Source organism: Mycobacterium sp. P7213 (assembly GCF_900604305.1).
Lineage (GTDB): Bacteria > Actinomycetota > Actinomycetes > Mycobacteriales > Mycobacteriaceae > Mycobacterium.
Genome location: NZ_UWOA01000024.1, coordinates 57,705 through 70,630, shown reverse-complemented (window position 1 = coordinate 70,630; position 12,926 = coordinate 57,705). Strand labels below are relative to the sequence as shown.

The 12,926-nt window shown below is 68.8% G+C and carries 11 protein-coding genes and 1 pseudogene; 6 read left to right on the top strand and 6 right to left on the bottom strand.

Features of this window, described 5'->3' with window-relative positions; all coding sequences use genetic code 11:
• The coding region (locus EJK91_RS11360) for a DUF222 domain-containing protein (RefSeq protein WP_125078978.1) at window positions 1-728 on the bottom strand (728 nt) is incomplete at its 3' end.
• 102 nt (window positions 729-830) lie between these two features.
• A complete protein-coding gene (locus tag EJK91_RS11355) occupies window positions 831-1,700 on the bottom strand; it encodes a MaoC/PaaZ C-terminal domain-containing protein (protein ID WP_125078977.1) in 870 nt (289 codons plus the stop codon).
• Window positions 1,701-1,788: 88 nt separating this feature from the next.
• Here EJK91_RS11355 and EJK91_RS11350 point away from each other — a divergent pair, with 88 nt between their 5' ends.
• The 3 genes and pseudogenes from EJK91_RS11350 (at window position 1,789) to EJK91_RS11340 (ending at window position 5,584) form a co-directional block, all read left to right on the top strand.
• Window positions 1,789-2,505, top strand: coding sequence for a histidine phosphatase family protein (locus EJK91_RS11350; protein ID WP_024440359.1), 717 nt, complete (start codon window positions 1,789-1,791; stop codon window positions 2,503-2,505).
• Between the two features lie 78 nt (window positions 2,506-2,583).
• Window positions 2,584-4,620 carry an SDR family oxidoreductase gene (locus tag EJK91_RS11345; protein ID WP_125078976.1) on the top strand — a complete coding sequence of 679 codons (2,037 nt, stop codon included), beginning with the start codon at window positions 2,584-2,586 and terminating at the stop codon, window positions 4,618-4,620.
• 10 nt (window positions 4,621-4,630) lie between these two features.
• Window positions 4,631-5,584: pseudogene (locus tag EJK91_RS11340) on the top strand (nucleoside hydrolase).
• A 78-nt stretch (window positions 5,585-5,662) separates the two neighbouring features.
• On the opposite strand, the gene EJK91_RS11335 reads toward EJK91_RS11340, so the two are convergent.
• Together EJK91_RS11335 and EJK91_RS11330 are read right to left on the bottom strand one after the other, a co-directional pair.
• The gene (locus tag EJK91_RS11335) at window positions 5,663-7,258 is read right to left on the bottom strand and encodes a DNA polymerase Y family protein (RefSeq protein WP_082105707.1); all 1,596 of its coding nucleotides are present in this window, start codon (window positions 7,256-7,258) and stop codon (window positions 5,663-5,665) included.
• 11 nt (window positions 7,259-7,269) lie between these two features.
• Window positions 7,270-7,974 carry a hypothetical protein gene (locus EJK91_RS11330; protein WP_125078975.1) on the bottom strand — a complete coding sequence of 235 codons (705 nt, stop codon included), beginning with the start codon at window positions 7,972-7,974 and terminating at the stop codon, window positions 7,270-7,272.
• A 195-nt stretch (window positions 7,975-8,169) separates the two neighbouring features.
• Here EJK91_RS11330 and EJK91_RS11325 point away from each other — a divergent pair, with 195 nt between their 5' ends.
• Complete coding sequence (locus tag EJK91_RS11325) at window positions 8,170-9,024, top strand: oxygenase MpaB family protein (RefSeq protein WP_046300974.1); 855 nt, start codon at window positions 8,170-8,172, stop codon at window positions 9,022-9,024.
• Window positions 9,002-9,604 (top strand): TetR/AcrR family transcriptional regulator, encoded by a 603-nt coding sequence (locus tag EJK91_RS11320; RefSeq protein WP_125078974.1) that lies wholly within the window; start codon window positions 9,002-9,004, stop codon window positions 9,602-9,604. Before EJK91_RS11325 ends, EJK91_RS11320 begins: the two co-directional genes overlap by 23 nt.
• Before the next feature lie 14 nt (window positions 9,605-9,618).
• On the opposite strand, the gene EJK91_RS11315 is transcribed toward EJK91_RS11320, so the two are convergent.
• Together EJK91_RS11315 and guaA are read right to left on the bottom strand one after the other, a co-directional pair.
• Window positions 9,619-10,530, bottom strand: a complete 912-nt coding sequence (locus tag EJK91_RS11315; protein WP_024440352.1) for a phytanoyl-CoA dioxygenase family protein — start codon at window positions 10,528-10,530, stop codon at window positions 9,619-9,621.
• Window positions 10,531-10,534: 4 nt separating this feature from the next.
• On the bottom strand, window positions 10,535-12,151 hold the full coding sequence (gene guaA, locus EJK91_RS11310; RefSeq protein ID WP_444850812.1) for a glutamine-hydrolyzing GMP synthase: 1,617 nt from the start codon (window positions 12,149-12,151) through the stop codon (window positions 10,535-10,537).
• On the opposite strand from guaA, the gene EJK91_RS11305 reads away from it, so the two are divergent.
• Entirely contained in the window at window positions 12,150-12,926 is a 777-nt protein-coding gene (locus EJK91_RS11305) for a beta-phosphoglucomutase family hydrolase (protein ID WP_125078972.1), read from the top strand. The genes guaA and EJK91_RS11305 overlap by 2 nt on opposite strands.

Genomic DNA, 12,926 nt, shown 5'->3' with positions numbered 1-12,926 from the left:
GTGCAAGGGATCTCGTCGTGGGGGTTGCACATGCCGGGGGCGGCCCAGCGGGCCAGTACGGCATCGAGGGTGGCGCGGGCTTGGGGGTCGAGATAGCCCTTGATCGGGCTCATGCCGTCACGGTCTTGGGGGCCGAGCACAATCCCGCGGCGTTTGGCTCGTTGTTCGTCGCTGTAGTTGCCGTCGGGATGTAGATGATCGGCCAGCCGTTGGGCGAGTTTGGCGAGTTCGTCGGGGCGACAATCCGTACTCAATGCGGTGAGGTGCTGTTCGGCCTGGGTCAAGGTGCCGGCATCTATAGCCTCGGGCAGGTAGGTGAAGAAGGAGCGAATTACCGCGATGTGCGCGGCGCTGATCTGCCCCTCCCGCTGCGCGGCAGCCACCTCAGGCCGCACGGGTTCCAACGGTTCGCCGGTCATGGCGCGGCGCGGCCCGAGTTCGGCGGCCTCCGCCAGACGCCGCCCAGCCTCACCGCGGGTCAGATGCAACTCGTCGGCGAGCACCCAGCGCGGTTTCCCCCCGATCTCGGCAGGCTCGGCGGTCGCGAACTGGTTGACCAGCGGATGCTCCACCGCCGGAAGCCTGCGCCGCAACTTCTCGCAGCGCTGCAAGATCGCCAGGCACTCCCGCGGCGTCAACGTCTCGAAGTCCAGCTCGAGCGCCCGATCCAGATCAGCCGAAAGTGCGTCGAAGACTTCGACGACCTCTTCGCGACTGTTCGAACGCATGTGCTAATACTAGCGCCGGCCCCCGACAAACCGCCAAAACTGTCCACAGCCTAAAACCACTGTGACACAAGTGATCACAGTGGCAAACAGGCCAAAAAAGTCTCAGTCCCGGTATTCCACCGCGCCGTCGTCGAGCACCACCCGCCGGTTGGCGCCGTCGGGACCGGCGGCCTCGGTGCGGAACACCGCCTTGCCCGGCTCGGTCCGCCAGATCGAGGTGGTCAGCGTCTCCCCCGGGAACACCGGGTCGGTGAACCGTGCCGAGATGGCGCTGACGCGGCTGGCGTCGCCGCCGCCGAGTTCGGCAACCAGCGCCCGACCGGCGAAACCGTAGGTGCACAGCCCGTGCAGGATCGGCTTGGGGAAACCGGCCAGGGTGGTGGCGAACCACGGATCGCTGTGCAGCGGGTTGCGGTCGCCGGAGAGCCGGTAGAGCAGCGCCTGGTCCTCGCGGGTCGCATATGCGACGCGGGAATCCGGTTCGGTGTCGGGGATCTGGGGGGCGACCGCCCGTTGCCCGGGTTCCCCGCCGAAGCCGCCGGCCTTGCGGATGACCAGGGTGGTCAGCGTCTCGACGACCAGCTCGGAAGTCTTCGTATCGGTGCCGCGCGCCCGCAGCATCACGACGGCGTTCTTGCCCTCGCCCTTGTCCTGGATGTCGGCGACCTCGGCCACCACCTGCAGGCTTCCGGCGGGCGGCAGCGGCGCGAACAGTCGCACCTCTTGGGAGCCGTGCAGCAGCAGCGCCGGGTTGAACGTGCCGATCTTGGCGACGGCCGCAAAGCCCATGCAGCAGATGACGGCGTAGGTGGGCAACACCTGCTGCGGGGTGTCGTGGCTGTTCTCGGTGGTGAACGCCAGATCGGCTGTTCCGGCGCCGACCCCGAGCGCATAGAGCATGGTGTCGCGCTCGGTCCAGGCGAACGGCATCGGGTCTGCGGTCGCGCCAATGGCCGTCGGGTCCAGTGCCACGGATTCTCCTTCACCTCGGACGAATTGGCCCCCACCATTTCAGCAGAACCGGTCCCGTCGGCGCCATCCACACGGCAGGCTGTCGGACATGGGGAAGCGCATCTGGAACCACACCGGCACCGCGTTCGCACTGTTGGCCGCGGCGCTGGCCGCAGCCCTGATGCTCAGCGGCTGTTCGGGGACACCGCACCCGCGCAACATCACCCTGACGCTCGTCCGGCACGCGGAATCGGAAGCCAACGCCGCCGGAATCCTCGACACGTCGGTACCCGGTCCGGGACTGACCGAGAAGGGCCGCGTCCAGGCCCAGGAAATCGCAGATCAGCTCTCCCGCGGCCACCACGATGGTGTCTACGCCTCCTCGATGGTGCGCACCCAGCAGACCGCCGCCCCGCTGGCCCGCGAACTCGGCCGTCAGGTGCAGATCCTGCCCGGGCTGCGCGAGATCAACGCCGGCTGGTTCGCCGACAAGCCCCGAGATGTTGCCAATTCGGCATATTGGCTTGCCCCGCAGGCCTGGCTGCACGGTGACCGGACCGCGGCCATCCCCGGCTCGATCGACGGCAACCAGTTCAACGACGACTTCGGCGCCGCGGTCCAGCAGATCTACGACTCCGGCGACACCAACCCGGTGGCGTTCGCCCACGGGGCGTCGATCGCGACGTGGACCCTGATGAATGTCAAGAACCCCCGCGATGAGCTGTTGATCAACCATCCACTGCCCAACCTCGGCAAGGTGGTGATCACCGGCAACCCGGCCACCGGCTGGAAACTGGTGGACTGGGACGGAATTCGCGGATTCTGAGCGCAGCGGCGCCCAGCATCGGACGGCGAGACTCAACTCACCATTGACGTAGCCGATCCGAGCGACCACCATGACCGCATGCGTTATGTCGTTACCGGCGGTACCGGGTTTATTGGGCGGCGGGCGGTGGCCCGAATTCTGAAGCACAGTCCCGATGCGCAGGTGTGGGTGCTGGTGCGCCGCACCTCGCTGGGCCGCTTCGAGGCCCTGGCAGCTCAGCACGGTCAGGCATGGGGCGAGCGGGTGAATCCGCTGGTCGGCGACCTGACGGAAGAGAATCTGGGGTTGACCGACTCGGCACTCACCGAACTGGGCGACATCGATCACGTGCTGCACTGTGCGGCCATCTACGACATCACCGCCGGCGCGGCCGAACAGCAGGCCGCCAACGTCGAGGGCACTCGCGCGGTGATCGGGCTGACGAAGCGGCTCGACGCCACCTTGTCGCACGTGTCGTCGATCGCAGTGGCCGGCAACTATGCCGGTGAGTTCACCGAAGACGACTTCGACATCGGCCAGGAACTGCCGACCCCGTATCACCAGACCAAATTCGAGGCCGAAGCACTGGTGCGCTCGACGCCGGGACTGCGCTACCGGGTGTATCGGCCGGCGGTGGTGGTGGGCGATTCCCACACCGGCGAGATGGACAAGGTCGACGGACCGTACTACTTCTTTCCGCTGCTGGCCAAGCTGGCGGCACTGCCCCGGCTCACCCCGATGGCGGTTCCGGACACCGGACGCACCAACGTGGTTCCGGTCGACTACGTCGTCGATGCGCTGATCGAGTTGATGCACGCCGACGGGTATGACGGGCGCACCTTCCACCTCACCGCGCCACGCTCGATCGGGCTGCCCGGCATCTACCGCGCCGTCGCGCGAGAGGCCGGGCTTCCGCCGCTACGCGCCACGCTGCCCGGCGCCGTCGCGGCCCCGGTGCTCAACGTCGGTGGGCGGGCCCGGGTGTGGCGCAACATGGTGGCCACCCAGCTGGGCCTGCCCGCCGAGGTGCTCGACCTGGTGAACCTGCGGCCGACGTTCGTCGCCGACGCCACCCGCACGGCGCTGGGAGACCGCGTCCGGCTGCCCGAGTTCGCCGACTACGCGCCGAGGCTGTGGCGGTACTGGGCGCAGCATCTGGATCCCGACCGCGCCCGCCGTGACGATCCGGCCGGGCCCCTGGTCGGCCGGCACGTCATCATCACCGGGGCGTCCAGCGGTATCGGCCGGGCCTCGGCGATCGCCGTGGCCGAACGCGGCGGCACGGTCTTCGCGCTGGCCCGCAGCGGCTCGGCACTCGACGATCTGGTGGCCGAGATCCGGGCCGGTGGCGGGCAGGCGCACGCGTTCACCTGTGACGTCACCGATTCGGCGTCGGTGGAGCACACCGTCAAGGACATCCTGGGCCGGTTCGGGCACGTCGACTACCTGGTGAACAACGCCGGCCGGTCGATACGCCGATCGGTGGTCAACGCATGCGATCGGATGCACGACTACGAGCGCACGATGGCGGTCAACTACTTCGGTGCGGTGCGGATGGTGCTGGCGCTGCTGCCGCACTGGCGGGAACGACGGTTCGGCCACGTCGTCAACGTCTCCAGCGAAGGGGTGCTGGCGCACAGCCCGAAGTACAGCGCGTACGTGCCCACCAAGGCTGCACTGGATGCGTTCGCCGACGTGATCTCGACCGAAACCCTCTCGGATCACATCACCTTCACCACCATTCACATGCCACTGGTGGCCACACCGATGATTGCGCCGACGGGGAAACTGCTCCCGGTCGGGGCGATCAGCGCCGAGCATGCGGCGGCCATGGTGGTGCGCGGGCTGATCGAGAAGCCGGACCGGATCGACACCCCGCTGGGAACTCTGGCCGAGGCGGGCAACTACGTCACCCCCAGGCTGGCGCGACGGGTCCTGCACCAGCTGTACCTGGGCTACCCGGACTCGGCCGCGGCACGCGGCGTGGCGCCCCCAGAAACCCCCGAAGCCGTTGCACCCGCTGCGGCACACCCGACTCGACGGCGCCCGAAGCGGCCGTCGCGGGCGATCCCCCGGGTACGGACGCCCCGCCCGGTCAAGCGGGCGGTGCGGTTGGTTCCGGGCGTGCACTGGTGAGCCCGCGCTCGTGACGCTGCCCGTCTTCGCCGACTTCGATACCGGCGTCGACGACGCGGTCGCGCTGGTGTACCTGTTGGCCAGCCCGGATGCCGAGCTTGTCGGGATCGCCGCCACCGGCGGAAACGTTGCGGTGCAGCAGGTCTGCCGCAACAACCTGGCCCTGTTGGAGTTGTGCGGGGCGACCGGAGTCCCGGTGTCGCGGGGCGCCGACAGGCTGGCCCACACCGCAGAGAACAGCCACGGGCCGCAAGGGCTGGGGTACGCCGAGTTGCCGCCCGGCACCGGACAGCTCACCGGATACGACGCTGCTGCAGCCTGGGTCGCCGCCGCCCGGGAACATCCGGGGCAGCTGATCGGTCTGGCCACCGGCCCGCTGACCAACCTGGCATTGGCGCTGCGGACCGAACCCGCACTGCCCACGCTGCTGCGTCGACTGGTGATCATGGGCGGCACGTTCTCCGGCGAACGGTCCGGCTGGGCCGAGTTCAACATCGGATTCGATCCAGAGGCTGCCGCTGAGGTGTTCACGGCATGGGGAGCGGTTGCGCCGTAACGGCTCCCGATCGTGTGCGGCCTGGATCTGACCCGGCACATCGCGATCACGCCGGCCATCCTGGCGCGGCTGGCCGACAACCGCATTAATCCGGTGATCCGGATGCTCAACGACGCGCTGCGGTTCTATTTCGAGGCACACGAAGCACGCAGCCACGGCTACCTGGCGTATCTGCACGATCCGCTGGCCGCGGCGGTCGCACTGGACCCCACACTGGTGACGACTCGCCCGGCTGCGGTGCGGGTCGAGCTTGCGCCCGGCGATGCGCGCGGGCGGACGATCCCCGACTGGGATGCCGCACAGCCCAACGCACTGATCGGGGTGAGCGTCGACCCGGCGGTGTTCTTCGACCGATTTGTGCAGCGGGTCAGCGTATTCGCCGGCTCCCTTCCACCGAACGTGCGTTGAGGGTGATTCCGGAGCGGGGCGAATTCTCGTCCTGAGTACATGTTCGGTGTGGGCGCCGATCGGGACACTTGCCGGGGTTCACTCATACACCCCCTCCAGATACCACCGCCGCAGCCGGTAACACAGCAGCAGTGCCTGCCCGGGCGCCGCGCTTCCCGGCGAGTCCTCCAACAGCGCCTGGACTCGGGCGGTGCGCCCGGATCCCGGCCCCTGCCGCTGCGGATCCCACCACCGTTCGTCGACCGGCCAGGGACCGGCCCACCAGCGCAGCCGGTCTTCCCGGTCCCGGGCGACCAGCCACGCCGGGTCGGCCGAGAAGAGCCCCCGACCCGTCACCCTGATCGGATTACGTTCGGCGTCAAGCAGTTCCACCGGGTCGTCGAGTAGCACCGACGGCGAGGGTTCGGGGAGCCGGCCGGGCCACGGCTGGCGCGGGTCGGCCAGCGGCACCGGCTCGTCCCCCAGCGGGGTCAAGGTGATGCGCTCGGCGGGACCACGACCGCCGGAGAGCACCGGCACCCGCACCGCTTCGGGGCCGAGCAGGCCCTGCACCCGCACCAGGGCGCGGCGGGCACGCAACCGGTCCTCCTCCCCGAGCCCGCCCCACAGCGGTAACTGCAGCGCCTCGGTCGCCGATGCCACCTCCACCGGCTCCAGCCGCAACAGCGTCACCGGACCGGTGGGCCGATCTCGGGCGACGCGACTGTTCAACCAGCCGTCGAGCTGCCAGCGCACCCGATCCGCGGTGGCGTCCTCGGTCAACGGCTCGGCGCATCGCCACACCCGGGTCAGCTCTTCCCCGGTGTCGGTGATGGCGTGAATGGCCAGCCGGGTGCAGCCGACCCCGGCAGCCATCAGCGTCCGGTGCAGTACACCGGCCAGTGAGCGCCCGGCGAACGCCGCGGCGTCGACCCGGTCGAGCGGCGGATCGCAGTGCAGCACCGCCTCGAGATCGGGCGTGGGCTCCCGCCCGGACGGCCCGCGTTCCGGCTCGGCGCGAGCGAACCGGTGCGCGGTGAGCGCGTCGGGCCCGAACCGCGAGGTGACATCCGGGCGGGGCAGCGCAGCGAATTGTCCGATGGTTCGAATTCCCAAGCGCCACAACAGGTCGATCAGGCCGTCCCGCCCAGGCCCGGACAGGCTGGGCTCGGCGGCCAGCTGCCGAATCGACAGCGCCGACAGGAAGCGGGCGTCTCCCCCGGGCGGCACCACAGCGCCGGCACGTGCGGCGAGCACCGCGGTGGAGAGCCCGTCGGCGATCCCGACCTGACATTCGACATCGGTCGCGGCCACCGCGTCGACAAGGCGTTCGGCGGCCTGTTCCTCGGAACCGAAGGCTCGCACCGCACCACGCACCGACACCACCAGCAGCCCGGGCCGCAACACCTCAGCAGCCGGCACCAGTTCGTCGACCGCAGCCAGGACCGGCTCAAACAGCCGGGCATCACGATCGGTGTCGGCGGCCACCACATGCAGCGCCGGACAGCGGGCCGCCGCTTCTCGGCGTCGCAGCCCACGCCGCACCCCCGCCGCACGGGCGCCCGCCGAACAGGCGATCACCCGGTTGGCCAGGGTGACCGCAATCGGCGCGGTGGCCGGCAGCCCCGCCGCGGCCGCCGCGGCGACCGCGGGCCAGTCCATGCACCACAGCGCCAGTACTCGAGAGTCGGCCATGGGAAGGCTCGCTACCCGGCCCTGGTCCGCCCGGCCGCGCGTCCGGCGGCCCGCACCTCGAGCCGCACCGCGCCGATCCGCCCGAAGCCGGAGATGGCGCCACAGCCCGTCATCTTGTCGCCTACGGTCTCATAGCCGCTCACCCGGGCGTCCAACTGCAGCGCCGCGCCTTGCCAGGTGCCGCCGGAGACCAGCAGGGCGCAGCCCCGGTGACGCGCGCGGGCCAGCACCACCCGGGTGCGCGCCGGCGGTACCGATCGGCCGCCCAGCCCGAGCACCACCAGATCCATGCCGTCCATCAGCACCGTGGCCACCTCCACCGGGTCGTTGCCGGGGTCGGGGATCACCGCGAGCCGGCTCAGGTCGGCGCCCATCTCGGAGGCGGCCAGCAACCCGAGATCCGGCTGACCGACGATGGCTGCGTTTCCGCCGGCCGCCGTCACCGTGGCCACCATGCTCAGCATCAGCGAGCGGGCACCCGAGAGCACCGCCACCGTGCCGCGCGGCAGTCCGGCGGGCAACACCCCGGCCAGCAGCGAGGGGACCGGCAGCACCGCGTCGGCGGCCGGGGCCGCTGCAGCCGACAGTCCGGCCCCCCGCCGGCCCGCGCCCACCTTGCCCGACACCGCCGCCATCTGCCGACGCAGCTGTTCCAGCTGTTCGGCGCGATTTTCTCCGGCACCATGACGTTGCCCCACGTCCACCGCCGCCGTCATGATCGCCTCCGGAAACACTCGAATATGTTCGAAACTATGTTCGATTGACCCGAGTGAACACTCCCCCACCGACAACCGTCAAGCCAGATCCTTCGGCGGTGCATCAACGGCCTCTCACGCCCCATCAGCACCGCGCCCGAGCCGTCTACCCGTCGACGATTGGTACATAGTTCAAAATATGTAACACTGTTCCGCATGACCCAATCCGTGGAGTCCGACGCGGCTACCGATGCGCTGCCGTTGGGACCGCAGTCCCTGGTGTGGCGCTACTTCGGCGACAACCGAATGTTCTTGATCGGGCCGCGGCCCGCGGTGCTGCAGAACATGCTCGCCGAGCTCGGCCAGGGCGTGCTGGACCACTCGGTGTTCTTCACCGACACCGCCGCCCGCATCAAACGCTCGCTGCCGCCGATCTTCATGACCGTCTACGGCGCCGAATCCGACAACCCCGGCCAGCAGGTGCGCGACTTCCACCTCAACATCAAGGGGACCATGCCGGATGGAAACCGGTACCACGCCCTGGATCCCGAGACCTACTTCTGGGCGCACGCCACGTTCGTCGAGCAGGTGCTGTACTTCGCCGACACCTTCGTCAAGCGGCTGACCCCTGCCGAGAAGGAGCGGATCTACCTCGAATCGAAGACCTGGTATCGCCGCTACGGCGTCAGCGACCGGGTGATGCCGGCCGACTACGCCGAATTCGAGCGCTACTGGAATCAGATGCTGGACAAGGTTCTCGTCGACCACCCGACCGCCAAGTACGGCGTCGGCTATGTCACCAAGGGCTTCCCCTGCCCCAAGGGAGTGCCGCCGACACTGTGGCGGGCGATTTCGGTGGTCTTCAACCCGCTCGCGGCGTTTCTCACCACCGGCGGCATGCCGCCGAGCACCCGTGCCCAACTGGGCTTGCCGTGGAGTGATCGCCACGAGCGGCGCTATCAGCGGTTCGCCGCGGTCTGCCGGTCGCGGCCGGTCAACTGGGCGTGGGATCATTTGCCGATGCGACTGCGCTACAACCAATTCGCCTATGCCGGCTACGCCCGGGGTTGACCCGGCGACCACCGCCATCCTCGACGCCGCGGTCGTCGAGTTCGAGCAGCACGGCTTCCGGCGGGTCGCACTGGACGACGTGGCTCGCCGCGCCGGGGTCAGTCGCACCACCATCTACCGCCGGTTCGCCGGTCGCGATGAGCTGGTTGCCGCAGTCATCGACCGGGAGAATGCCGCGCTCTACGACGACATCGCCACCGAGCTGAAAAACTCTGGCGCCCAGTCGAATTACTATGTCGAGGCGTTCACCTCGGCGATCATGCAGTTTCGCCGACATCGGGTGCTCAACCGGATGATCACCGATGAGCCGGCGCTGGCGCTGGAGCTCTCCCGGCGGCACTACAGCGCGATTCTGGACCGCATGTCCGAAGCGCTGCGGGTGATCTTCCCGGCCGGGTTCGCCGAACGCCTCGGCCCGGCGGTGGTCACCGAATTGGCCGACACCGTCCTGCGCTACGCGGCGCTGGCACTGTTATTGCCGTCGCGCGAACCGCTGGATTCCGTCGAGGACATCCGCACGTTCGCGACCGAGCATTTCCTGCCCAGTCTTCCCGCGGCGCTGCGCGCGGTGCCGATATAGGGGCTCCCCACTCCTCAGAGAGCCGCACCGACTCCCATCGAGGCAACCACCTCAGGCATGTAGCTCTCCGCGAGCACAGTCGCGATGGCCTCGACTTCAGGAGCGAGCGGATACATGTGGCGATATTGCAGAACCTGTTTGCCGATCAACCCGAGCCGCTCGGTGAACGTCGGCATGCGGCCCGGATCCAGCAACGGCGTGTTGAACGGCGCGCAGTCGGAGCGCTGAAACTCGAAAGCGGCACTGATCCGCGGCGCGGCGCCAAGACGGCTGCCACGCCCGCCCCAATGCAGCACCGCCTGATTCCAGGCGAACATGGTGCCCGCCGTGGCCGGCAGCGCCCGAATGTCCTGGAGATTGCGGACCACCGTGTTGTCCGGCCCGTCCCAGCGACGTTCGACGAAACGATCATCGAGATGGGCGGGCAGCATGTACATACATCCATTGAGCGGCGTGGCGTCGGTGAACGGCAGCCACACGGTCAGCGTGTGAGGCGAGTTGTCGTCATCAAGGGTGTTGATCAACTTGTCCCGGTGCGGTCCCCAGCCGACGGCGTTGTCGTTGGGATTGACGTGCCAGACCCAGAAGTCGGGCAGCGCCTGGTACCCCTCGCCCATCACGCTGGAGAGGAACTCCGACAGCCCCTGGAAAGCCAGCCACAGCTCGTCGTAGACGAACGCGAAGGCCAACGGGATTCCTTGCTGGAACAGCGTCGACACGCCCGCGCGAATGGGCGCGATGGCCGCTTCCGGCAGGGCGTCGGGGACCTGGACGTAGCCCTCGCGCTTCAAGTTGGCCAGCTGGGTATCGAGCTCGCCCACCGCAGCGGACGGGCGGGCGCCCCCGGCTTCTATCGACATTTCCGGGCACAGTTGCGTCCAGAATTCGCGACGCTGCACGTCGGCAGCGGAAAGCGCAGCAATCATGGGGCTACTCCCACTCAATAGTGCCGGGTGGTTTGCTGGTGATATCCAAGACTACGCGGTTGACCTCGCGAACCTCATTGGTTATCCGAGTCGAGATCCGCTCCAGCACCTCGTAGGGCACTCGGGTCCAGTCGGCGGTCATGGCGTCTTCACTGGACACCGGGCGCAGCACGATCGGGTGGCCGTAGGTGCGGCCGTCGCCTTGCACCCCCACCGAACGGACATCGGCCAGCAGCACCACCGGACACTGCCAGATCTGGTGGTCCAGGCCGGCGGCGGTCAACTCCTCGCGGGCTATCGCGTCGGCCTGCCGCAGCGTCGCCAGCCGCTCACCGGTGACCTCGCCGACGATCCGGATGCCCAGTCCGGGACCCGGGAACGGTTGGCGGGCAACGATCTCCTCCGGCAGTCCCAACTCGCGCCCGACCGCGCGCACCTCGTCCTTGAACAGCAGCCGCAGCGGCTCGACGAGACTGAACTTCAGGTCGTCGGGCAGCCCACCGACGTTGTGGTGGCTCTTGATGTTCGCGGTGCCGGTCCCCCCACCGGATTCCACCACGTCCGGATACAGCGTGCCCTGCACCAGGAACTCGACGCCGCCTTGAGAAGCATCGTGGTCTCCCAAGGTGTCTCGCACCGCACCCTCGAAGGCCCGGATGAACTGGCGCCCGATGATCTTGCGCTTGCCCTCGGGATCGGACACCCCCGACAGCGCATCGAGGAAGACGGCGGCGGCATCTACAGTGACCAGCTTCGCGCCGGTGGCGGCGACGAAGTCGTTCTGCACCTGCTCGCGCTCCCCGGCGCGCAACAGCCCATGGTCGACGAACACACACGTCAGACGGTCACCGATGGCACGCTGCACCAGCGCCGCGGCCACCGCGGAGTCCACTCCGCCGGACAGTCCGCAGATGGCGCTGCCGTCGCCGATCTGTTCGCGCACCTGCTCGATCAGCGCATCGGCGATATTGGCGGGCGTCCAGGCCGCGTCGATGCCGGCGAACTCGTGCAGGAACCGGCTGAGCACCCGCTGCCCGTAGGGGGTGTGCAGCACCTCGGGGTGGTACTGCACCCCGGCGAGCCGGCGGGCGCGGTTCTCGAACGCGGCCACCGGGGCGCCCACGGTGCCGGCCACCACGGTGAACCCGTCGGGCGCAACGGTCACCGCGTCGCCGTGACTCATCCACACCGGCTGGGTGCCCGGCAGGCCCGAGTGCAGTTCTCCGCCGGTCACCGTCAGTTCGGTGCGGCCGTACTCACTGGTCCCGGTGTGCTCGACGGTGCCGCCGAGCGCCGCCGCCATGGCTTGAAAGCCGTAGCAGATGCCGAACACCGGAAGGCCGAGGTCAAACAGCGCCGGATCGAGCTGGGGCGCGCCCTCGGCGTAGACGCTGGCCGGCCCGCCGGACAGCACGATCGCCAGCGGATTGCGCGCGGCGATTTCTTCGACTGTCGCGGTGTGCGGGATGACCTCGGAGAAGACCCGCGCCTCCCGAACTCGGCGGGCGATCAATTGGGCGTACTGCGCGCCGAAGTCGACGACCAAGACGGGACGAGACGATGGTGATGACACGCACAGAGTGTAGTGGCGGCAAAAGTCAGCCGGACCAACGGCGGGCATGGTGAAGTGGAAGGACGCCGCAACGGAAGAAGGAGGACACGTGCTGGGTCTGCCCGAAACGGTGCGTGCCTGCCTGTTCGACCTCGATGGAGTCCTCACCGACACCGCCAGCGTGCATACCCGCGCCTGGAAGACCATGTTCGACACCTACCTGTCTGCGCGCGCCGAACGCACCGGCGAACCGTTCGTGCCGTTCGACCCGGAAGGTGATTACCGACGCTTCGTCGACGGTCGCAAACGCGACGACGGAGTGCGCGCGTTTCTGGCCAGTCGCGGCATCACGCTGCCCGACGGCGCCGACGACGACCCACCCGATGCCGAGACCGTGCACGGTCTGGGCAACCGCAAGAACGCGGCGTTCCTGGTGACGCTGCAGTCCGACGGGGTGGAGGTGTTCGAGGGGTCGCGGCGCTACCTGACGGCGGTCACCGATGCCGGCCTGGCCACCGCGGTGGTGTCGGCCAGCGCCAACGCCGGCGAGGTACTGGCGCTCACCGGTCTGGAGACGTTCATCGCGCAACGGGTCGACGGCGTGACGCTGCGCACCGAACACATCGCGGGCAAGCCCGCACCGGATTCGTTTCTGCGGGCGGCGCAGCTGCTCGGCGTGTCCCCCACGGCGGCTGCGGTATTCGAAGACGCGCTGTCGGGGGTGGCGGCCGGTCGAGCCGGCGGGTTCGGCTTCGTGGTGGGCGTCGACCGGGTGGGCCAGCGCGATGAGCTGCTCAGCCACGGCGCCGACGTCGTCGTCACCGATCTGGAAGAACTGTTGTGA

Bases quoted from the DNA above. Each gene is read 5' to 3' on its own strand.
- EJK91_RS11335 (WP_082105707.1), bottom strand. From the start codon at position 7,258: ATGGCCGACTCTCGAGTACTGGCGCTGTGGTGCATGGACTGGCCCGCG.
- EJK91_RS11315 (WP_024440352.1), bottom strand. From the start codon at position 10,530: ATGATTGCTGCGCTTTCCGCTGCCGACGTGCAGCGTCGCGAATTCTGG.
- EJK91_RS11320 (WP_125078974.1), top strand. From the start codon at position 9,002: ATGCCGGCTACGCCCGGGGTTGACCCGGCGACCACCGCCATCCTCGAC.
- EJK91_RS11325 (WP_046300974.1), top strand. From the start codon at position 8,170: ATGACCCAATCCGTGGAGTCCGACGCGGCTACCGATGCGCTGCCGTTG.
- EJK91_RS11330 (WP_125078975.1), bottom strand. From the start codon at position 7,974: ATGACGGCGGCGGTGGACGTGGGGCAACGTCATGGTGCCGGAGAAAAT.
- EJK91_RS11350 (WP_024440359.1), top strand. From the start codon at position 1,789: ATGGGGAAGCGCATCTGGAACCACACCGGCACCGCGTTCGCACTGTTG.
- guaA (WP_444850812.1), bottom strand. From the start codon at position 12,151: ATGCCCGCCGTTGGTCCGGCTGACTTTTGCCGCCACTACACTCTGTGC.
- EJK91_RS11345 (WP_125078976.1), top strand. From the start codon at position 2,584: ATGCGTTATGTCGTTACCGGCGGTACCGGGTTTATTGGGCGGCGGGCG.
- EJK91_RS11305 (WP_125078972.1), top strand. From the start codon at position 12,150: ATGGTGAAGTGGAAGGACGCCGCAACGGAAGAAGGAGGACACGTGCTG.